The organism is Methylobacterium sp. CM6247 (assembly GCF_054817925.1).
In genome coordinates, this window is the sequence record NZ_JBTXKX010000003.1 from 171,033 (window position 1) to 189,294 (window position 18,262).

At 66.0% G+C, this 18,262-nt stretch carries 20 protein-coding genes; 8 read left to right on the forward strand and 12 right to left on the reverse strand.

Features of this window, described 5'->3' with window-relative positions:
* Window positions 1–62 precede the first annotated feature (62 nt).
* The 11 genes from ACYQOP_RS01635 to ACYQOP_RS01685 form a co-directional block, all read right to left on the reverse strand.
* Window positions 63–548, reverse strand: a complete 486-nt coding sequence (locus tag ACYQOP_RS01635) for a BLUF domain-containing protein (RefSeq protein WP_419951888.1) — start codon at window positions 546–548, stop codon at window positions 63–65.
* A gap of 161 nt (window positions 549–709) precedes the next feature.
* Window positions 710–1,432 (reverse strand): UMP kinase, encoded by a 723-nt coding sequence (pyrH, locus tag ACYQOP_RS01640; RefSeq protein WP_056431523.1) that lies wholly within the window; start codon window positions 1,430–1,432, stop codon window positions 710–712.
* Window positions 1,433–1,676: 244 nt separating this feature from the next.
* Complete coding sequence (gene tsf, locus ACYQOP_RS01645; protein ID WP_056431526.1) at window positions 1,677–2,600, reverse strand: translation elongation factor Ts; 924 nt, start codon at window positions 2,598–2,600, stop codon at window positions 1,677–1,679.
* Between the two features lie 119 nt (window positions 2,601–2,719).
* Window positions 2,720–3,784, reverse strand: a complete 1,065-nt coding sequence (locus tag ACYQOP_RS01650; RefSeq protein ID WP_461220866.1) for a 30S ribosomal protein S2 — start codon at window positions 3,782–3,784, stop codon at window positions 2,720–2,722.
* Between the two features lie 177 nt (window positions 3,785–3,961).
* Window positions 3,962–4,711 (reverse strand): pseudouridine synthase, encoded by a 750-nt coding sequence (locus tag ACYQOP_RS01655; protein ID WP_461220868.1) that lies wholly within the window; start codon window positions 4,709–4,711, stop codon window positions 3,962–3,964.
* Between the two features lie 31 nt (window positions 4,712–4,742).
* A complete protein-coding gene (locus ACYQOP_RS01660) occupies window positions 4,743–5,666 on the reverse strand; it encodes a class I SAM-dependent methyltransferase (protein ID WP_156467874.1) in 924 nt (307 codons plus the stop codon).
* A 359-nt stretch (window positions 5,667–6,025) separates the two neighbouring features.
* Window positions 6,026–6,955 (reverse strand): GTPase Era, encoded by a 930-nt coding sequence (era, locus tag ACYQOP_RS01665; RefSeq protein WP_156467881.1) that lies wholly within the window; start codon window positions 6,953–6,955, stop codon window positions 6,026–6,028.
* A gap of 49 nt (window positions 6,956–7,004) precedes the next feature.
* Entirely contained in the window at window positions 7,005–7,817 is an 813-nt protein-coding gene (gene rnc / locus ACYQOP_RS01670) for a ribonuclease III (RefSeq protein ID WP_461220869.1), read from the reverse strand.
* An 11-nt stretch (window positions 7,818–7,828) separates the two neighbouring features.
* The gene (gene lepB, locus ACYQOP_RS01675) at window positions 7,829–8,629 is read right to left on the reverse strand and encodes a signal peptidase I (RefSeq protein ID WP_056431539.1); all 801 of its coding nucleotides are present in this window, start codon (window positions 8,627–8,629) and stop codon (window positions 7,829–7,831) included.
* A 60-nt stretch (window positions 8,630–8,689) separates the two neighbouring features.
* Window positions 8,690–9,157: a holo-ACP synthase gene (gene acpS / locus ACYQOP_RS01680; protein WP_461220870.1), complete on the reverse strand. Its 468-nt coding sequence runs from the start codon at window positions 9,155–9,157 to the stop codon at window positions 8,690–8,692.
* A complete protein-coding gene (locus tag ACYQOP_RS01685; protein WP_461220871.1) occupies window positions 9,154–9,921 on the reverse strand; it encodes a pyridoxine 5'-phosphate synthase in 768 nt (255 codons plus the stop codon). Before ACYQOP_RS01685 ends, acpS begins: the two co-directional genes overlap by 4 nt.
* Before the next feature lie 115 nt (window positions 9,922–10,036).
* On the opposite strand from ACYQOP_RS01685, the gene ACYQOP_RS01690 reads away from it, so the two are divergent.
* The 3 genes from ACYQOP_RS01690 to ACYQOP_RS01700 all read left to right on the forward strand — a co-directional run bounded on the left by ACYQOP_RS01690 (window position 10,037) and on the right by ACYQOP_RS01700 (window position 11,553).
* Window positions 10,037–10,411: a PH domain-containing protein gene (locus tag ACYQOP_RS01690; RefSeq protein ID WP_056431548.1), complete on the forward strand. Its 375-nt coding sequence runs from the start codon at window positions 10,037–10,039 to the stop codon at window positions 10,409–10,411.
* Between the two features lie 117 nt (window positions 10,412–10,528).
* The gene (locus tag ACYQOP_RS01695) at window positions 10,529–10,792 is read left to right on the forward strand and encodes a PepSY domain-containing protein (protein WP_461220873.1); all 264 of its coding nucleotides are present in this window, start codon (window positions 10,529–10,531) and stop codon (window positions 10,790–10,792) included.
* A gap of 95 nt (window positions 10,793–10,887) precedes the next feature.
* Window positions 10,888–11,553: an MgtC/SapB family protein gene (locus ACYQOP_RS01700; protein WP_461220874.1), complete on the forward strand. Its 666-nt coding sequence runs from the start codon at window positions 10,888–10,890 to the stop codon at window positions 11,551–11,553.
* 4 nt (window positions 11,554–11,557) lie between these two features.
* On the opposite strand, the gene xoxF5 is transcribed toward ACYQOP_RS01700, so the two are convergent.
* Window positions 11,558–13,336, reverse strand: coding sequence for a lanthanide-dependent methanol dehydrogenase XoxF5 (gene xoxF5, locus ACYQOP_RS01705; RefSeq protein WP_461220875.1), 1,779 nt, complete (start codon window positions 13,334–13,336; stop codon window positions 11,558–11,560).
* A 364-nt stretch (window positions 13,337–13,700) separates the two neighbouring features.
* Here xoxF5 and rpsF point away from each other — a divergent pair, with 364 nt between their 5' ends.
* The 5 genes from rpsF (at window position 13,701) to ACYQOP_RS01730 (ending at window position 18,241) form a co-directional block, all read left to right on the forward strand.
* Window positions 13,701–14,168, forward strand: a complete 468-nt coding sequence (gene rpsF / locus ACYQOP_RS01710) for a 30S ribosomal protein S6 (protein ID WP_018045048.1) — start codon at window positions 13,701–13,703, stop codon at window positions 14,166–14,168.
* Between the two features lie 3 nt (window positions 14,169–14,171).
* Complete coding sequence (rpsR, locus tag ACYQOP_RS01715) at window positions 14,172–14,456, forward strand: 30S ribosomal protein S18 (protein ID WP_056253899.1); 285 nt, start codon at window positions 14,172–14,174, stop codon at window positions 14,454–14,456.
* A 197-nt stretch (window positions 14,457–14,653) separates the two neighbouring features.
* Entirely contained in the window at window positions 14,654–15,718 is a 1,065-nt protein-coding gene (locus tag ACYQOP_RS01720; RefSeq protein ID WP_461220876.1) for a hypothetical protein, read from the forward strand.
* A gap of 67 nt (window positions 15,719–15,785) precedes the next feature.
* Window positions 15,786–16,349: a 50S ribosomal protein L9 gene (rplI, locus tag ACYQOP_RS01725; RefSeq protein WP_056140488.1), complete on the forward strand. Its 564-nt coding sequence runs from the start codon at window positions 15,786–15,788 to the stop codon at window positions 16,347–16,349.
* A 404-nt stretch (window positions 16,350–16,753) separates the two neighbouring features.
* Window positions 16,754–18,241, forward strand: a complete 1,488-nt coding sequence (locus ACYQOP_RS01730) for a replicative DNA helicase (protein WP_056254796.1) — start codon at window positions 16,754–16,756, stop codon at window positions 18,239–18,241.
* Window positions 18,242–18,262: the final 21 nt, after the last annotated feature.

The following is an 18,262-nucleotide window of genomic DNA, read 5'->3' on the forward strand; positions in this document are numbered from 1 at the left end:
GCAAATGGCGTTCGCGCGCGCGGCGGATCAAATTGACCATGCGAGGCGGCTTCGCGATCTGCCTATCGCGCGACCGGCTTCCTCTCCGCTAGTCCCGGCGGGCCGGAGCGCTGGACGAAATGGTTTGCATCGAGCTCCGTGAACGCCTGGAGCAGCGCGATGATGGCTCCCGCCGACATCTCCGTAGGGTCGAACTTCGCAGTGGGACCGTATTGGAGATAGAGGGCGTTGAGGGCCTCCGAGCGGCCTGCATAACCGACCATCCATCCCCGCAACGCACGCTGCTGTAATGGAACGGCAGAGACGAGAACCATGCCGCTGTGACGGCTGTCCGCCGCCAGAGCCCAGAGCTGCTCCGAGATCGTCGACGTCTCGCCCTCCATGGCCTGGAGGAAGAAATCCTCGTTGAACACGAGGGCGCCCGTCATGCCCGACGCATGATCGTAGCGGTTGCAGGAGGCCAGGATGTCCCTGACCATGTCACGCATCGAACCACCCGTCAGCTTGACGAGATTCCGGCTATAGAAAACGAACTGCGACAAGGGCATCGACTATGCTCGGCAGCCGCATCGGGCAGGCGGCAGGCGTTCCCTTTCACAGGAAGAGCGAAAATCCTCAATAAACCCTGATGCCGAAATCGAGCGAGCAACTGGGAGGCCGCTACGCATCAACTCGTAACGACGAACCCGATACTTGAGATACTATGTCGTCAGGGCACGACGTGCGTCGAAGGAGCGTTCCCCGTGAGGATCGCCGTGACCGAACTGGGGGCATGAACAGAGCCGACGACGATGGAGATGCGGCTCTCGCGGGCCAGCGCGAACGCGGCGGTATCCATGATCTTGAGGTCGCGCGCGATGGCATCGTCATGGGTCAGGCGGTCGTAGCGCACCGCCGAGGGATCTTTCTTCGGATCGGCCGAATAGACGCCATCGACCTGGGTCGCCTTGAGCACGGCGCCGCAGCGCAGCTCGGCCGCGCGGAGCACGGCGGCGGTATCGGTGGTAAAATACGGGTTGCCGGTGCCTCCGGCCAGCACCACCACCTGGCCCTTGTCGAGATGGTGCAGAGCCGGCTGACGCGCATAAGTCTCGCAGATCGTCGGCATCGACACCGCGGACATCGTCCGGGCGGGCACGCCAGCGGCATTGAGGGCCGTCTCAAGGGCGAGGGAGTTCATCACCGTGGCGATCATGCCCAGCGAGTCGCCGGTGGCGCGATCGATCCACCCCGCCGACGAGATGCGCGCGCCTCGGATCATGTTACCGCCCCCGACCACGAGAGCGACCTGGAAGCCGGCTTCCAGGGTCTTGGCGATATCGTCCGCCAGGGCCGCCAGGAGCGGGGGATGCAGCCAGTACCCGTCCGGGGCGGCCAGGGCCTCGCCCGACAGCTTCACGAGGACGCGGCGAAACGGTTTGGTCTCCGGCATGGCGCCAGTCCCCTCAAGCACCGGCGCAAGGCCGAACGATTCAATCGGAAGCGCCCGCTGTCTATCGCAAGGCGGTCGCGAAGGTCGAGGGGCAGGACCGTCTTAGTATGTCATCTCGGTGATCGGTCGCCGGACCTGTGGAGAGACGAGGCGGGATCGACGGTCGGAAAACGCGGAACGGGCGGCGGCATCGCTGCCACCGCCCGTTCCAGGAAACAGTTGTCGATCCAGAAGGATGGCGGCGTCAGCCGCGCGCGGCAGCCGCGACTTCGGTGGCGAAATCGGGAGCCTCTTCCTTTTCGATGCCCTCACCGAGCGCGTAGCGCACGAAAGCGGTGAGCTTGACCGGCGCACCGGCCTTGCCCTCGGCTTCCTTCAGCACCTGCGTGATCGTCTTGGAGCCATCATGGACGAAGGGCTGCTCCAGGAGGGTGACCTCCTTGTAGTAGCTCTTCAGGCCGCTCTCGACGATCTTGGCGAGGACGTGGTCCGGCTTGCCGGCATTCTTCTCGCGCAGGATGTTGCTCTCGCGCTCGAGCACGGCCTGATCGACGCCAGCGGCATCCAGCGCCACCGGGTTCGTCGCGGCGACGTGCATGGCGATCTGACGGCCGAGGGTGGAGAGAACCTCCACGTCGCCCTCCGATTCGAGAGCCACCAGTACGCCGATCTTGCCGAGGCCGTCGGCGACCTGAGCGTGGACGTAGGACGCGATCACGCCCTTGGTCACGTCGAGCTTGGCCACGCGGCGCAGGGTCATGTTCTCGCCGATCGTGGCGATGAGGCTGGAGAGCGACTCCTTGACCGTGGTCGAACCGCCGGGGAAGTGAGCGGCCTCGAGGCCTTCGAGCGAACCGTCGGTGTCGAGGGCGAGCTTGGCGGCTTCACGGGCGAAGGCCTGGAAGCTGTCGTTGCGCGCAACGAAGTCGGTCTCGGAATTCACTTCGACGATGGCGGCGTGATGGCCCGACGATTCGACGGCCACGAGGCCCTCGGCGGCGACGCGGCCGGCCTTCTTGGCGGCCTTGGCCAGGCCCTTTTTGCGCAGCCAGTCGACGGCGGCTTCGATGTCGCCATCCGTCTCGTTCAGCGCGCCCTTGCAGTCCATCATGCCCGCGCCGGTCTTTTCGCGGAGCTCTTTCACCAATGCGGCGGTGATGTTGGCCATGGCGAGTCCTCTCTTCGGGTCTGTCTCAAATGATAAAGGAGCCCGGCGCTAGGAGCGCCGGGCTTCGTGGATTGGTTCGACGTCATCGGCGGCATCCCGTCACCGGGATGCCTGAGCGATCAGGCGGCGGCAGCAGCCTCGGCGAAGCCACGGGCTTGCTCGACCCAGCCATCGCGGCTGATGCGGCCGTTGAGCTTCAGATCGGCATCGACCTTGGCGACCTCGGCATCGGTCATCGCGGCGATCTGCCAGTAATGGTAGACGCCGGCATCGTTGAGCTTCTGGACGATCTGCGGTCCGGCACCATGGAGCTTGGACAGGTCGTCCGGAGCGCCGCGGGGAGCCGAGAGCAGTTCGAAATGCTCGGTGGATTCCACCAGAGCGGCCACGTCGGCCGGATCGAGAGCGCCGGACTCGACCGAGAGAGCAGCCTCTTCCTCGGGAAGCTCTTCGGCAGTCGGAGCCTCGGAGGCACCGAGGTCGATGCCGCTGGAGCCCTGGCCGCGGGAGATACCGTCGATGGCGGCGCGGGCGATGAGGTCGCAATAGAGCGAGATCGCGCGGCCGGCATCGTCGTTGGCGGGAACGACGTAGGTGATGCCGTCGGGGTTGCAGTTGGTGTCGACGATGGCCGCCACCGGGATCCCGAGGCGCTGGGCCTCCTTGATCGCGAGCTGCTCCTTGTTGGTGTCGATCACGAACAGCAGATCGGGCACGCCGCCCATGTCCTTGATGCCGCCGAGAGCCTTCTCGAGCTTGTCCTTCTCACGGGACAGCATCAGGCGCTCCTTCTTGGTGAGGCCCTGACCGCCGCCTTCGAGGGTCTCGTCGACCTTGCGCAGACGGGCGATCGAGCCCGAAATGGTCTTCCAGTTGGTCAGCATGCCGCCGAGCCAGCGGGAATTGACGTAGTACTGCGCCGAACGCTTGGCGGCTTCCGCGATCGTGTCGGCGGCCTGACGCTTGGTGCCGACGAACAGCACACGGCCGCCCTTGGCGACTGTGTCGCTCACGGCCTGCAGGGCCTGGTGAAGGGCCGGCACGGTCTGGGCGAGATCGATGATGTGGATGTTGTTGCGGGTACCGAAGATGTAGGTCTGCATCTTCGGGTTCCAGCGGTGGGACTGGTGTCCGAAATGGGCGCCCGCTTCGAGGAGCTGACGCATCGTGAAATCAACGGCCATGATCGTTTTCTCTTCCGGTTGATGCCGCCGCGGAGGAAGCGACCGACCCTCGAAAGGGACGATCACCGGAAACGCCTCATTCAGGCATGAGGCCGGCTCCGCGTGTGGAATGGGCGGGGCCTTAGCAGAGGATATCCGCCGAGGCAAGGCTATGCGAAGGACATCGCAGGTATCGAATCAGGCAGCCGGCGCCTCACCGAACAAGGCCGCGACATCCGCCTCGCTGAGGATGCGGTACGCTCCGGCCTCCAGGTCGGCAGGCAGGGTCAAACCGCCAATCCGGTCTCGATGCAGGGCGGTGACATGGTTGCCGAGCGCCGCGAACATGCGTCGGACCTGATGATAGCGGCCCTCGTGAAGGGTCACGACCACATGGGTCTCGTCCTCCACCTCCATCTCCACCGGCAGGAGGGGCTTGTCCTCTCCTTCGAGCAGCATCGATCCGCTCCCCAGCACCATGACCTCGTCGCCCTTGAGCGGACGGTCGAGGGCGACGCGGTAGCGCTTGGCGACCTTCGATTTCGGCGAGATCACCTTGTGCAGGAACGGCCCGTCATCGGTGAGCAACAGGAGACCAGAGGTTTCCTTGTCGAGGCGGCCGATGGTGGAGAGGGCCGGGTCACGCCGGCGCCAGCGCTCGGGAAGGAGCCCATAGACAAGGGGACCGGCCTCCTTGTGGGAGCATGTCACGCCGAGCGGCTTGTTCATCATCAGGACGAGGCCCGGCGGCGGATCCAGGGGATCGCCGTCCACGACCATGCGCTGTGACAGATCAGGCGTCGCGGTGATGCGCTGACTGGCATCGCGCAGCGGCGCACCGTCGAGCACGACGAGGCCGGCTTTGGCGAGAAGGCCGATCTCCCTGCGCGAGCCGTATCCGAGATTCGCCAGCAGGCGATCGAGCCTGAGGCTCGGGCTCTTGCTCAACGACCGGTGCTCACTTTCACGTCCCGTGGTTTCACTTGCGCGCTTCGTAAATCTTGTAGCCGCCGGCCGAGGCCTTGAGCGTGACGTTCCGGAAGGCGGCGTTCAGCGGCGCCTCGTAGGGCAGATGCGCGTTGGCGGTGAGCCAGAGCGTGCCGCCGGGCCTCAAGGTCTCGGCGGCGCGGCGGATGAAGACCTCGCCGAGGAAACGGTCCTCGATCCCGCCATCGTGGAAGGGAGGGTTCATGACGACGAAGTCGAGGCGCTCCAGCACCACGTCGGCCGAACGGATATCGGCCCAGCGGATATCCGCGCGCGGGTCGCCGACATTGCGGCGGGCCATCTCCACGGCGCGCCGGTCGATGTCGATGAGGGTCAGTGCGGTCACGCCCTGGGAGGCCAGGACGGCGCGGGCAAGGACGCCGATCCCGCAGCCGAAATCCGCCCCCCGGCCCGAAAGCGACGGCAGGTTGGCCAGGAGCAAAGCGGTGCCCGGGTCGAGCCGGTCCCAGGAGAAGACGCCGGGCTGCGTGCATAGGGCGAGGTTGTCGATGTGGCGCGGCGCGCCTTCCTGGATCACCTCGTCGAGGTCGATGATCGCGGCGGGTCGGGCGACCTCGCAGATCCGATGATGCCGCTTGGCCGTCTCGGCCGGCTCACAGCCGAATTCCTTCAGCTCGCGGCCGAGACGGGCCCCACCCTTATCCTTCGGCGCAAGCGCGCGCAGGCGCCCACCCGGACGCAAGGCGCGCAGAGATAGGGACAAGGCATAGCGACGCTCGATCGTCCCCGCCGGGGCCAGCATGGTCACGCTCTCGAGGCTACCCTCGGCGATGTCTTCGAGGCGGACAGAACCGGGGATCAGCGGCGAAAGTTGGGCCGCCCCTGCGGACACGTCGGCCAATTCGGGAGGAGGAGACCCATAGACAGCATCCGGGACGGTGGGAGCAGGCATCATTCATGGATCCGGCGCGACAGCGCGCGCGCCTCGAGAGTTGGGCGTTAAGAGGAAGGATATTGGGCGCCACGACTCGGAATCGAGTCCGGCTTCGCGATTGGTAGCCGGCGATGGCCCCGAAGAAAAGGTTATCTTCGCCAGATCCGATAAATTTACAAAATCGAGCGAATCGGTTGGCAACACCGTGTCAAGTCATTGCCAAGCTCTTCCATGCATAAACATCCCAAACAGGCCTCGTTCTTTAACCTGCGTTTCAAAAACGGCGACGCTGTGCGGAACGTTACTGCAAGTTATGCGGCAATGCAGCACGAAGCGGCTCTGGATACCTCGAACCGTATCGTGACGCACCAGCCCATCACCTATCCGCGCGGGAATTCGAGACCCATCTCCCGATAGCGTGCCGGATCATCGGCCCAGTTCTCGCGCACCTTCACATGCAGGAACAGGTGGACGGGTTGATCGGCCGCCTCGGCGATCTCGCGCCGGGCCGCCTGCCCGATCGCCTTGATGGTCTGGCCGCCCTTGCCGAGCACGATGGAGCGCTGGCTCTCGCGCTCCACGAAGATCGTCTGCTCGATCCGCACCGAACCATCGGTCTTCACCACCCATTGGTCGGTCTCGACGGTGGAGCGGTAGGGCAGCTCCTCGTGGAGCCGGTCATAGAGCTTCTCGCGCGTGATCTCGGCGGCGAGCATCCGGAGCGGAGCGTCCGAAACCTGATCCTCCGGGTAGAGCCAGGGGCCGGGTTGCATCATCCCGGCCAGGGTCTTCCTCAGCGTGTCGATCCCGTCGCCGTTGAGCGCGGAGATCATGAACGTATGCGCGAAGGCGATGCGCTCGTTGAGCGAGGCGGCCAGGGCCAGCAGCCGGTCGCGCGGGATCAGGTCGATCTTGTTGAGGATCAGAGCCTTGGGTTGGCGCACCTCGGGCAGACGGGCGAGGATCGCCTCGACCTCCTCGGTGACGCCCTTGCGGGCATCGACCAGCAGGCAGACCGCGTCGGCATCGGCGGCACCGCTCCAGGCGGAATGCACCATCGCCCGGTCGAGGCGGCGCTTGGGCGCGAAGATGCCGGGCGTGTCCACCAGGATGATCTGGGCACTGCCCTCCATGACGATGCCGCGCACGAGTGCCCGGGTCGTCTGGACCTTGCGTGAGACGATGGAGACCTTGGTGCCCACGAGGCTGTTGAGCAGGGTCGACTTGCCGGCATTGGGTACGCCGATCAGGGCGACGAAGCCGGCGCTCGAATCGGCCGGGATGACCGGTAGCGGCTTGATCTCGGGCATTGGAGCCTGCCGGGGCAGGTCGTCTTCGTCGTCGAAATCGTTGTGATCGTCAGGCATCGGGGTCGCTCTCTTCACCGACGTCCGCCGACGTCTCCATTCCGTTCCGTGGGGTGACGCCGGCCTGAGGGCCCGTGCCGTGAACCTCGCGCTCGAGCACGAGGCGGGCGGCCTCCTGCTCGGCGAGGCGTTTCGAGGGGCCGGTGCCGTATCCGGGCTCGAGGCCCTCGACACGCGCGGCGATCCTGAAGACGGGGGCGTGATCCGGGCCGGACCGCTCCACGACCTCGTAGACCGGGATCGGCAGGGCGCGCCCCATCGCCCATTCCTGCAAGGCAGATTTCGCGTCGCGTCCGCGCGGTGCCGCCGTGTCGGTGCCGGGCGCGAAAGCCGTGGCCACGATGGCCTTCGCCGTCTCGTATCCGGCGTCGAGGAAAACCGCGCCGAGGATCGATTCGCAGGCATCGGCCAGGATCGTCTGGTTGCGGCGGCCGCCGCTCTGGATCTCCCCCGGGCCGAGGGCGAGATGGGGCCCGACATCCCAGGCCGTGGCGACCGAGGCACAGGTCTCCCGGCGCACGAGCCCGGCGAGACGCCGCGACAGGTCGCCTTCATCGGCCTGCGGGAAGGCTTCGTAGAGGAGGTCCGCGATGGCGAGGCCGAGCACCCGGTCGCCGAGAAATTCGAGGCGCTGGTAGCTTCCCACCCGTCCGCCACCGCCGGCCTTGCTGACATGGGTCAGGGCCAGCGACAGAAGGCTACGGTCGGCGAAGACGTGGCCGATCCGCTCTTCGAGCACGTTCAGGCCGGGCTTGGGTCGCGGTGCGCGACGCGCCCGGCTGGAAGGACGCGTCTCCTCACTCACGGTCGATCGTCCTAATGGATGCTGCTGAAGATGCGGCCCCACCGCACCTTCGCCGGCCATTGCCAAATCTGCCAGGCCGGGGTGCCCTCGTCGATGGAGAAGAAGATCATCTCGGCACGGCCGACGAAATTCTCGAACGGGACGAAGCCGACATTGGCGAGGTCGCGCGAATCCGTGGAATTGTCGCGGTTGTCGCCCATCATGAAGTAACGGCCGGGCGGCACGAGATAGGGCTCGGTGTTGTCCCAGTAGCCGTTATCGCCCTCGCGCTCGATCACCTGATGCACCACGCCATTCGGCAGGGTCTCGGTATATTGCTCGACCTTCGTCTCCTCGCCGTACGGACCGGTGGTCTCGTAGGGGGCGATACGCTCACGCTTCACCGCCACATCGTTGATGTAGAGAATGCCGGCCTTCATCTGGATCTTGTCGCCGGGCAGGCCGATGACGCGCTTGATGTAGTCGGTGGCATTGTCCTTCGGCAGTTTGAATACGGCGATGTCGCCGCGCTTGGGCTCGGCCGCCCAGATCCGGCCATCGGCCTTGAAGGGCAGGTACTCGCTCAAGGGCAGCGAGTATTTGGAATATCCGTAGGAGTACTTGGACACGAACAGGTAGTCGCCCACGAGAAGCGTCGGAACCAGCGATCCCGAAGGAATGTTGAATGGCTGGAAGAGCAGCGTGCGCACAACGAGGGCGATCAGTAGCGCCTGGACGCCGACCTTGACCGTTTCCTTGATGCTCGCCCAGGCGCCCGTATCGGCCGCCCTCAGGTCTCGCTTCGTCTGGTGATCCACGCGCGCTCGTTCCATCTGTCTGCAATCTCCGGCTCGACGCGCGAACCCGATCGACTGTCGGTGATGACCGGCGGTCTAGACCATGCCGTCGGGAGCCGCAACGCGAGCAGTGGCCGGCTCAGCATCCGCCATCGGCGACGGCAGGGAAGAGGGCAAGGCCTCGATGATCACGAATGCTTGCGCTATGGGCGGATCGTCGGTGAGCGTCACGTGGATCTTGGCCGTGTGCCCGGCGGGAATCAGTGCCCTCAGACGCTCCGCAGCGCCCCCGGTGAGGCGCAGGGTCGGTGCCCCTCCCGGCAGGCTCACCACCTCCATGTCGCGCCAGAAAACGCCGTGGCTCAAGCCGGTGCCAAGTGCCTTGGCACAGGCCTCCTTGGCGGCGAAGCGCCTCGCATAGGACGGGGCGCGGGCGGCGCGACGGTCCGACTTGGCGCGCTCGCCATCGGTATAGACCCGATGGGTGAAGCGCTCGCCGTAGCGCTCGAGGGACCGTTCGATCCGGCGGATGTCGCAGAGGTCCGAGCCGATGCCGACGATCATGCCGCGATCCCCGTCCGGGCCCGATCCATGGCGGCGCGCATGTCGCGGATCGCCTGACCCAGCCCGTGAAAGATCGCCTCGCCGATGAGCGAGTGGCCGATATTGAGCTCGGCGAGTTGCGGCAGGGCCGCCACCGGACCGACGCTGTCGAGAGCGAGACCATGACCCGCATGGACTTCGAGGCCGATTCCGGAGCCATAGGCGGCGGCCCGCGCGATGCGGGCAAGCTCATGCGCGACCCGTGCGCCGTCACCCTCGGCGACCGCTTCGCAATAGCTTCCCGTATGAAGCTCGACCACCGGCGCCTCCAGACGGAGTGCCGCGTCCATCACCGCCTCGTCGGGCTCGACGAAGAGCGAAACGCAGATCCCGGCACTCGACAGGGCGGCGATTCGGGGCGCGAGATGGGCCGCCTGCCCGACGATGTCGAGGCCGCCCTCGGTGGTGCGCTCTTCGCGCTTCTCTGGAACGAGGCAGGAGGCGTGCGGCCGCAGGCGGGTAGCGATCCCCACCATCTCGTCGGTGGCCGCCATCTCGAAATTGAGCGGCACCGAGAGCCGCGCCATCAGCGCCTCGATATCGGCGTCGCGGATATGCCGGCGGTCCTCGCGCAGATGCGCGGTGATGCCGTCCGCCCCGGCTTCCACGGCCAGTAGGGCGGCAGCGACGGGATCGGGATGGATGCCGCCGCGAGCGTTACGCACGGTGGCGACGTGGTCGATGTTCACGCCGAGGCGAAGGGGAACAGGTGCTTTGGCGGACATCAGGTAACTCCGGACGGCAGGCACGTCCCGCGACGAAGGACGACCGGCAGGCGATGCGCACGGCCGTTTCGTCCCTAGATAGGGGTAAGGCGGCATTTTCGGGATAGGCGGCGCAATGGGAATTCTCGACGGGCTCTTCGGCCATGGCAGCGACCTCTCCCCGCAGGAGGTGCACGAGGCGCTCGGCGGCGTTCTCACCCAGGGCGAGACGGTGCAGGTGGCGTTCCGGGTGATCCGCGACCTCATCGTCTTCACCGACCGGCGGCTGATCCTGGTGGACAAGCAGGGCATGACCGGGCGCAAGGTCACCTACATGACCGTGCCCTACCGGGCGATCACCTGTTTCTCGGTGGAGACGGCGGGCAGTTTCGACTTCGATTCGGAACTGGCGATCTGGGTTTCAGGAAGGCCCGAGCCGATCCGGAAGACGCTCAAGCGCGGCGCCGACATCCTCGGCATCCAGCAGGCCATCGCCGCCTCCCTCAGGTGATTCCTCCCTCGGCTGATCTCTCCCGCAGGCGATTCTTCTCCGGAACCGGGAAACCCGTGTGGGTGTTTGCCCTTAGACGGCAAACAAAACCGCACAGAAGAAACCCCGGAGGAACCCATGAGAGCCCTGAAATCCGCACTCCTCGCACTTCTCCTGACCGCCGGATCCACCGGCATTGCCCTTGCGGACAAGCCCGGCGCGGACTGGATGCCGGCCGAGCAGGTCAAGCAGAAGCTGATGGCGGCCGGCTATACCGACATCACCGAGTTCGAGGCGGATGACGGCCATTGGGAGGGCGAGGGCATGAAGAACGGCGTGAAGATGGAATTCCACGCGGATCCGAAGACTGGCGCCATCATCTCCGAGAAGCCCGACAAATAGGTCTTTCGACAGGTGAATAGGGACGGCGGCAGGATTGTCGCCGTCCTTGTCTCTGCTTAGGAGCGACCGACTGGCTCTGAGCGGATGGACAGCGCGTGATCGGCAATTTCGAGATCCTGGGCCGTCTCCTCCTCGCGGCGCTGCTCGGCAGCGCCGTGGGTTTCGAGCGTGAGCGCCACGTCTGGGCGGCGGGTATGCGGACGCATATGCTCGTCTGCGTCGGCTCCTGCCTGATCGTCATCGTCTCGGCCTTCGGCTTCTCCGACATCCTTGGCACCCCGAACGTCAACCTCGATCCCTCCCGCATGGCGGCGCAGGTCGTATCCGGCATCGGCTTCCTCGGCGCCGGGACGATCATGCTGCGCGGGGAGATGGTGAAGGGTCTCACCACTGCGGCCGGACTCTGGGCCGTGGCCGCCATCGGCCTCGCTGCGGGAACCGGCCTCTATGTGGCGGCGACCGCCACGACCGTCATCGTGCTTCTGATCCTCGCTGGAATGAAGCCCCTGGAGAAGCGCTACCGCGAGCGGGCGCAGACGCGGACCCTCACCATCACGGCCAAGCGCGGGGTGATCACCATCGAGTCCCTGCGAACGATGTCCAGCCCCTTCGCCTCCCGCCTCGTACAATTCGTGGCGCAGCCGACGGAGGAGGACGGCATCGATACGATCGAGGTGTCCTACGTGCATATCCCGGATAAGAGCTTCGACGAGATCGTGACCGCGCTCCGGGCACGCGAGGGCGTGACGAGCGTCTCGTGAGACGTCAGCCCCGCGATTCGGGCAGGGCGAAGACCATGAGCTGGCCGCCCAGTGCGGTGTAGCGCGACAGGCCGGCATAGCCGCCCACCGCGCCGGCTCCGTCCGCCGGATCGGTGAGGCCGGCAGCGAGCCCGATCCCTGCCCAGCCGCCGACGCCCGAGAGCACGGCGACGTATTGCCTGCCGCGATGGAGGTAGGTCGTCACGTTGCCGATGATGCCCGACGGCGTCTTGAACCGGTAGAGTTCGCGGCCCGTGCGCGCATCGACGGCCTTCAGGTATCCCTCCAGCGTTCCATAGAACACCACGTCGCCGGCCGTGGCGAGGGCACCCGACCAGACCGAGAACGGCTCGGTGTTCGACCAGACGACCTTTCCCCCGGTGCCGTCCCAGGCGATGAAACGCCCGGTCTCCGGACCGCTCTCATGCGGCTGGAGCGTGACGGTGGCGCCGACATAGGGAATGCCGGGGGTGTAGCTCACCTGGAACGGCTCGTAGCTCATGCAGATGTGGTTGGTAGGCACGTAGAACAGGTGCGTGTCGGGCGAATAGGCGGCGGGCTGCTCGTTCTTGGCGCCGATGGCACCGGGGCAGATCCCCACGGTGGTCTCGTCCTCGCCCTTGGCTTCCGGCGAGTAGCGCGGATCGACCAGGGGACGACCGTAGGTCTTGGAGCCCTTGTCCATGTCGACCTTGGAAGCCCAGTTCACCACCGGATCGAACCTCTCGGCGACCAGGAGCTCGCCGGTGGCGCGATCGAGGGTGTAGCCGAAGCCGTTACGATCGAAGTGGGTGAGGAGCGGACGATCCTTACCGTCGATCTTCTGATCCGTGAGGATCATCTCGTTGATGCCGTCGTAGTCCCACTCGTCGTGCGGGGTCATCTGGTAGACCCACTTGGCCGCACCCGTGTCGGGGTTACGCGCCCAGATGGTCATCGACCACTTGTTGTCGCCCGGACGCTGCTTGGGGTTCCAGGTCGAGGGGTTGCCCGAGCCGTAATACATCAGGTCGAGCTTGGGATCGTAGGAGAACCAGCCCCAGGTGCAGCCGCCGCCCGTCTTCCACTGATCGCCTTCCCAGGTCTTCAGCGAGGAATCCTTGCCGACCGGCTTGCCGAGAGACGTCGTCTTCTCCGGGTCCATGATCATGTCGGCATCGGGGCCCTGCGAGTAGCCGCGCCACACCTTCTTGCCCGACTTCGAGTCGTAGGCGGTGACGTGGCAGTTCACGCCGAACTCGCCGCCGGAAATGCCGACGATGATCTTGTCCTTGACCGGCAGAACCGTCGCGGTGTTGGTCTCACCCTTCTTGGGGTCGCCGTTGACGACGGACCAGTTCACCTTGCCGGACTTGGCGTCGAGCGAGACGACGGTGGTGTCGGCCTGGTGCAGGATGATCGCGCCGTCGGCATAGGCCAGGCCACGATTGACCGTGTCACAGCACATCACCGGGATGACGCTCGGGTCCTGCTTGGGCTCGTACTTCCAGACGATCACGCCGTCCTTGTCGAGGTCCAGGGCGTAGACGATGTTCGGGAAGGGGGTGTGCACGTACATCATGTTGCCGATGACGAGCGGCGAGCCTTCGTGGCCGCGCAGGACGCCGGTCGAGAACGTCCAGGCCACCTGCAGCTGCTTAACGTTGCTGGCATTGATCTGGTCGAGCTTCGAATAGCGCGTATTGGCGTAATCAACCGTCTGCAGCACGGGCTCGTCGGCGAGAGCCTGGCCCGACGCTGAGATGCAGAACAGGAGGGCGGCGGCTCGGTAGCTGTCCCGCATGGGCGATCCTCGAACATGGCGTGCGCGTTCCGGCGGCTCCTCTATCATCGGATGCGGATCGATTCGCGGGCTTCCTTGCCGCTGGGATCGGGGCGATCATGTGTACCGTCATCCTTGCCATCCCGCCCGAACTCGTCTATGCGCCGCAACTCGCGTTCGCTCCGGCTGGGGGCTGAACGGACGGTGCCGGCTTGTCCGGCATGCGGAGTTCGCTCCATCGTCCCGTGTCTCCGCCTTCGATCAACCGCTCGGGCCTTCAAACGGCTCGAAGGGCTTGGCGCCGGGTGAAACGCGTTGAACCGGCCCGACGATCGACATCCGCACATCCGTGCCGTCGGGCCCCTTTTGCTATGAAGGGCCCGTTATGCCTCTCTACGAACACGTCTTCCTGGCGCGCCAGGACGTGACGGCCCAGCAGGTCGAGACCATGGTCGAGACCTACAAGGGCGTCATCGAAGCCAATGGCGGCAAGGTCGAGAAGATCGAGATGTGGGGCGTGAAGTCCCTCGCCTACCGCATCAAGAAGAACCGCAAGGCGCATTTCACGCTCCTCAACGTCGACGCCCCCCCGGCGGCTCTCGCCGAGATGGAGCGCCAGATGCAGATCTCCGAGGACGTCCTGCGCTTCATGACCGTCCGCGTCGAAGAGCTCGAGTCCGAGCCGTCGGCGATGATGCAGAAGCGCGACCGCGACGACCGCAAGGATCGTGAGCGCGGCCGTCGTCGTGACGACGAAGGCTTCGGTGGTGGTGGATTCGGTGGCGACCGGGATCGTGGCGACCGCGGTGATCGCGGCGACCGTCCCGAGCGCAGCTTCGGCGGGGAGAACTAAGCCATGGGTTTCGGTGCTGGACCTGGTGCGGCTCCTGCCGCTGGTGGTGGTGGTGCGGGCGGCGGACGTCGTCCCTTCTTCCGTCGTCGCAAGACCTGCCCGTTCTCGGGCGCGAACGCTCCCAAGATCGACTACAAGGACGTCAAGCTCCTGTCGCGCTACGTTTCCGAGCGCGGCAAGATCGTGCCGTCGCGCATCACGGCGGTGTCGGCCAAGAAGCAGCGTGAACTCGCCCAGGCGATCAAGCGCGCCCGCTTCCTCGGCTTCCTCCCCTACGTGATCAAGTAAGACCATCGTCCTGGCTCGGTTCGATCCGGGCCAGGACGCCTGCCGCCCGCGCGGCGGCGCAGAATCTTCACTTCCGCTGCCACAGGTCGGCGGAAACATTCTTCGTATCGGCCGCATGCGCGCTGCCGGACGTCGTTGGGGCGAAATGAAACGCCTCTAACCCTGCCCTTTTCCGGGACAGCGGGACAGCGGGATCGATGACACAGTTTCTCGGTATCGGCATCGGCGCGGGCCTCGTCTCCGCACTCCTCTTCGGCGTCCTGCTGAAGGGCACTTTGCTGTCGATCCTTCTCTATCTGCTCGCCCCGCTCCCGATCCTGATCGTGGGCCTCGGCTGGAGCCACAAGGCAGCCCTCGTCGCTGCGATCACGGGCGCCATCGCGCTCTCCTTTCTGCAGCCCTTCCTCGGCCTCGGCTTCCTCGCCTATCTGGCGCTGCCGGCCTGGTGGCTGGCCTATCTCGCCCTGCTCGGCCGCCCGAATGCCGGCGGCACCATGGAATGGTACCCGACCGGGCGGCTTCTCGCCTGGACCGCCGGCACGGCCGGGCTCGCCTTCGTCGCCATCGCGGTCATCGCGTCGCCGAACTTCGAGACTTTCCAGACCCAATTGCGCGGGATGACGCGCACGCTGGTGACGATGCAGGGCAAGACCCGTGCGACGCCCCCCGCCGCTGCACCTGCAGGAACCCCTTCGACGACGGAGAATCCCGCGCCGGTAGAGAATGCCCCGCCCACGGAGACGCCAGCGACTCAGCCAGAATCGGATGCGAAGACGACGCCCTCCGCCGAACCCGGCACCGACCAGCAGAACGCGGTGGCCGATGCCCTGGCGACGATCGCCCCCGGACTGGCGACGCAGGGTCTTGCCGTGCTGCTCACCTTCTATCTCTGGGCCGCGGGCCGGATCGTGCGCATTTCCGGCCGCCTGCCTCGGCCCTGGCCCGACATCCCCTCCACCGCGATGCCGCGCTCCGTCCTCGGCATCCTGGGAGCGGCCTTCGTGCTGGCCCTGGTGCCCGGCTATCCGGGCGTCCTCGGCGTCTGCCTCATCGGTGCGCTGACCGCCGCCTTCGCCATGCAGGGCCTCGCCGCCTTCCACGACCGCAGCCGTGGCCGGCCCGGACGCATGGCCCTCCTGTTCGGGCTCTATCTGATCCTGTTCTTCACGCAGGGCGTCGCCCTTTTCGCCCTGACGCTGTTCGGCCTCGCCGACACCGCCTTCAACCGGCGCCGTCCCAAGGAAGACGCCGGACGAACCTGAGGCCCGTCTCCCGCGTCACGCGGCCGGATCTCTCTCGACACACCCAACCCCAGCAAGGACCAAGATCATGGAAGTCATCCTCCTCGAGCGCGTCGCCAAACTCGGCCAGATGGGCGAGACCGTGAACGTGAAGCCGGGCTACGCCCGCAACTTCCTTCTCGCCCGCGGCAAGGCCCTGCGCGCCACCGCCGGCAACAAGAAGCACTTCGAGACCCAGCGCGCGCAGCTCGAAGCCCGCAACCTGGAGCGCAAGACCGAGGCCCAGTCCGTCGCCGAGACCCTCGAGGGCAAGAGCTTCGTGCTGATCCGCCAGTCGGGCGAGACCGGCGTGCTCTACGGTTCGGTCTCCACCCGCGATCTCGCCGAAGTCGTCACCGCCGAGGGCTTCACCGTCGGCCGCGATCAGTTCGCCCTCAACCAGCCGATCAAGACGCTGGGCCTGCACAACGTGCCGGTGGTGCTGCACCCCGAGGTCGAGGTGACCGTCACCGTCAACGTCGCCCGTTCGCCGGAAGAGGCCGAGCGTCAGGCCCGCGGCGAATCGACCACCGAGCGTGAGGCGTTCAACCTCGACGACCTCGGCCTCGAAGTCGGCGCCGCTCTCGCCGAGGCCGGCGACGACCGCGAGTAAGCTGCCTCGACGACCGGTGGAGAACGGGGATCGTCGCCCGAAGGGGTTGACTGGTTCCTGATTTGTTCCAGCATAGCGCCTGTCATCCCGAAAGGGGTGGCAGGCGTTTTTCGTGTTCGGTCACACGCACTCCGTCCCACCCGGCCACCTCATCCTGAGGTGCCGGAGCGCAGCGGAGGCCTCGAAGGAGGCCTCCAGTTCGCGCGGTGGGTTCTGGAGCCCTCCTTCGAGGCCCGCTGAAGCGGGCACCTCAGGATGAGGTGAGAGGGTGGCGCGAAAGGCGCGTCGCGCGATTCGGCTAAGGTTCGGCTAACCATGCCTGGGCCATGGTCGTGCGGTAGCGGAATGATGCGGCGACGGAATCGCCGCGCGGTGTCGAAGAAGTCGGAGCCTCGAGTCAGCCCATGGCCCTGCCCAACGCCCTGACGGCAAACCTACAGAGCGTCACGCAGGAGTTCCGCGTCGCGCCCCACAACATCGATGCGGAACAGGCGCTGCTCGGCGCGATCCTCGTCAACAACGACGCCTATTACCGGATCTCGGACTTCCTCCTGCCCGAGCATTTCATGGAGGACGTCCACCGCAAGATCTTCGAGGTCGCCGCCTCGCTGATCAAGGTCGGCAAGCTCGCGACCCCGATCACGCTCAAGACCTATCTCGGTGACGCCGATCTCGGTGGCCAGACGGTGATGCAGTATCTCGCCCGCCTCGCCGCCGAAGCGACCACCGTCATCAATGCGGGCGATTACGGCCGCACCATCTACGATCTCGCCATCCGCCGCCGGCTGATCACCATCGGCGAGGATCTGGTCAACGGCGCCTATGAGGCGCCGGTGGAATCCTCGCCCCGCGACCAGATCGAGGGCACCGAGCGCCGGCTCTACGAGCTCGCCGAATCGGGCAAGTACGATGGCGGCTTCCAGAAATTCTCCGATGCGCTGACTGCCGCCGTGGACATGGCCGCCAAGGCCTACCAGCGCGACGGCAAGCTCTCGGGCATCGCCACCGGCCTGTCGGATCTCGACGCCAAGATGGGCGGTCTGCAATCCTCCGACTTGATCATCCTCGCCGGCCGCCCGGCCATGGGCAAGACCTCGCTGGTGACCAACATCGCCTTCAACGTCGCAAAGGCCTATCGGGGCGAGAAGCAGCCCGACGGGCGGATCGAGACCAAGAACGGCGGCATCGTCGGGTTCTTCTCCCTCGAAATGTCGGCCGAGCAGCTGGCGACCCGCATCATCGCCGAGCAATCGGGCGTGCCGTCCTACAAGATCCGCCGCGGCGACATCCGGCCGGAGGACTTCTACAAGATCACCGATGCCGCCCGGGACATGCAGACGATCCCGTTCTACATCGACCAGACCGGCGGCATCTCCATCGCGCAGCTCGCCGCCCGCGCCCGCCGCCTGAAGCGCCAGAAGGGTCTCGACCTCCTCATCATCGACTATCTGCAGCTGCTCTCCGGTTCGGGTAAGCGCAGCGACAACCGCGTGCAGGAGATGACCGAGATCACCACCGGCATGAAGGCGCTGGCCAAGGAACTCGCGGTGCCGATCATCGGCCTGTCGCAGCTCTCGCGTCAGGTGGAGAATCGCGACGACAAGCGCCCGCAGCTCTCCGACCTTCGCGAATCGGGCTCGATCGAGCAGGACGCCGATGTGGTGATGTTCGTGTTCCGCGAGGAATATTACGTCAACAACAAGAAGCCGCGCGAAGGCACCGAGGAATTCTTCGCCTGGGAGGCGGAGATGAACCGCGTCCACGGCAAGGCCGAAGTCATCCTCGGCAAGCAGCGCCACGGCCCCACCGGCACGGTGGAGCTGCAGTTCGACGCCAACATCACGCGCTTCTCGGATCTGGCCAGCGAAGACCGGATGCCGGAGCGCATGTAATCGGTTCCATACCGCCGAGTG

What these genes read in the sequence shown, in the direction of transcription:
- ACYQOP_RS01635 (WP_419951888.1), bottom strand. Translation starts at nt 548, where the DNA reads ATGCCCTTGTCGCAGTTCGTTTTCTATAGCCGGAATCTCGTCAAGCTG.
- pyrH (WP_056431523.1), bottom strand. Translation starts at nt 1,432, where the DNA reads ATGCCGGAGACCAAACCGTTTCGCCGCGTCCTCGTGAAGCTGTCGGGC.
- tsf (WP_056431526.1), bottom strand. Translation starts at nt 2,600, where the DNA reads ATGGCCAACATCACCGCCGCATTGGTGAAAGAGCTCCGCGAAAAGACC.
- ACYQOP_RS01650 (WP_461220866.1), bottom strand. Translation starts at nt 3,784, where the DNA reads ATGGCCGTTGATTTCACGATGCGTCAGCTCCTCGAAGCGGGCGCCCAT.
- ACYQOP_RS01660 (WP_156467874.1), bottom strand. Translation starts at nt 5,666, where the DNA reads ATGATGCCTGCTCCCACCGTCCCGGATGCTGTCTATGGGTCTCCTCCT.
- era (WP_156467881.1), bottom strand. Translation starts at nt 6,955, where the DNA reads ATGCCCGAGATCAAGCCGCTACCGGTCATCCCGGCCGATTCGAGCGCC.
- lepB (WP_056431539.1), bottom strand. Translation starts at nt 8,629, where the DNA reads ATGGAACGAGCGCGCGTGGATCACCAGACGAAGCGAGACCTGAGGGCG.
- acpS (WP_461220870.1), bottom strand. Translation starts at nt 9,157, where the DNA reads ATGATCGTCGGCATCGGCTCGGACCTCTGCGACATCCGCCGGATCGAA.
- ACYQOP_RS01685 (WP_461220871.1), bottom strand. Translation starts at nt 9,921, where the DNA reads ATGTCCGCCAAAGCACCTGTTCCCCTTCGCCTCGGCGTGAACATCGAC.
- ACYQOP_RS01690 (WP_056431548.1), top strand. Translation starts at nt 10,037, where the DNA reads ATGGGAATTCTCGACGGGCTCTTCGGCCATGGCAGCGACCTCTCCCCG.
- ACYQOP_RS01695 (WP_461220873.1), top strand. Translation starts at nt 10,529, where the DNA reads ATGAGAGCCCTGAAATCCGCACTCCTCGCACTTCTCCTGACCGCCGGA.
- xoxF5 (WP_461220875.1), bottom strand. Translation starts at nt 13,336, where the DNA reads ATGCGGGACAGCTACCGAGCCGCCGCCCTCCTGTTCTGCATCTCAGCG.
- rpsF (WP_018045048.1), top strand. Translation starts at nt 13,701, where the DNA reads ATGCCTCTCTACGAACACGTCTTCCTGGCGCGCCAGGACGTGACGGCC.
- rpsR (WP_056253899.1), top strand. Translation starts at nt 14,172, where the DNA reads ATGGGTTTCGGTGCTGGACCTGGTGCGGCTCCTGCCGCTGGTGGTGGT.
- ACYQOP_RS01720 (WP_461220876.1), top strand. Translation starts at nt 14,654, where the DNA reads ATGACACAGTTTCTCGGTATCGGCATCGGCGCGGGCCTCGTCTCCGCA.
- rplI (WP_056140488.1), top strand. Translation starts at nt 15,786, where the DNA reads ATGGAAGTCATCCTCCTCGAGCGCGTCGCCAAACTCGGCCAGATGGGC.
- ACYQOP_RS01730 (WP_056254796.1), top strand. Translation starts at nt 16,754, where the DNA reads ATGGCCCTGCCCAACGCCCTGACGGCAAACCTACAGAGCGTCACGCAG.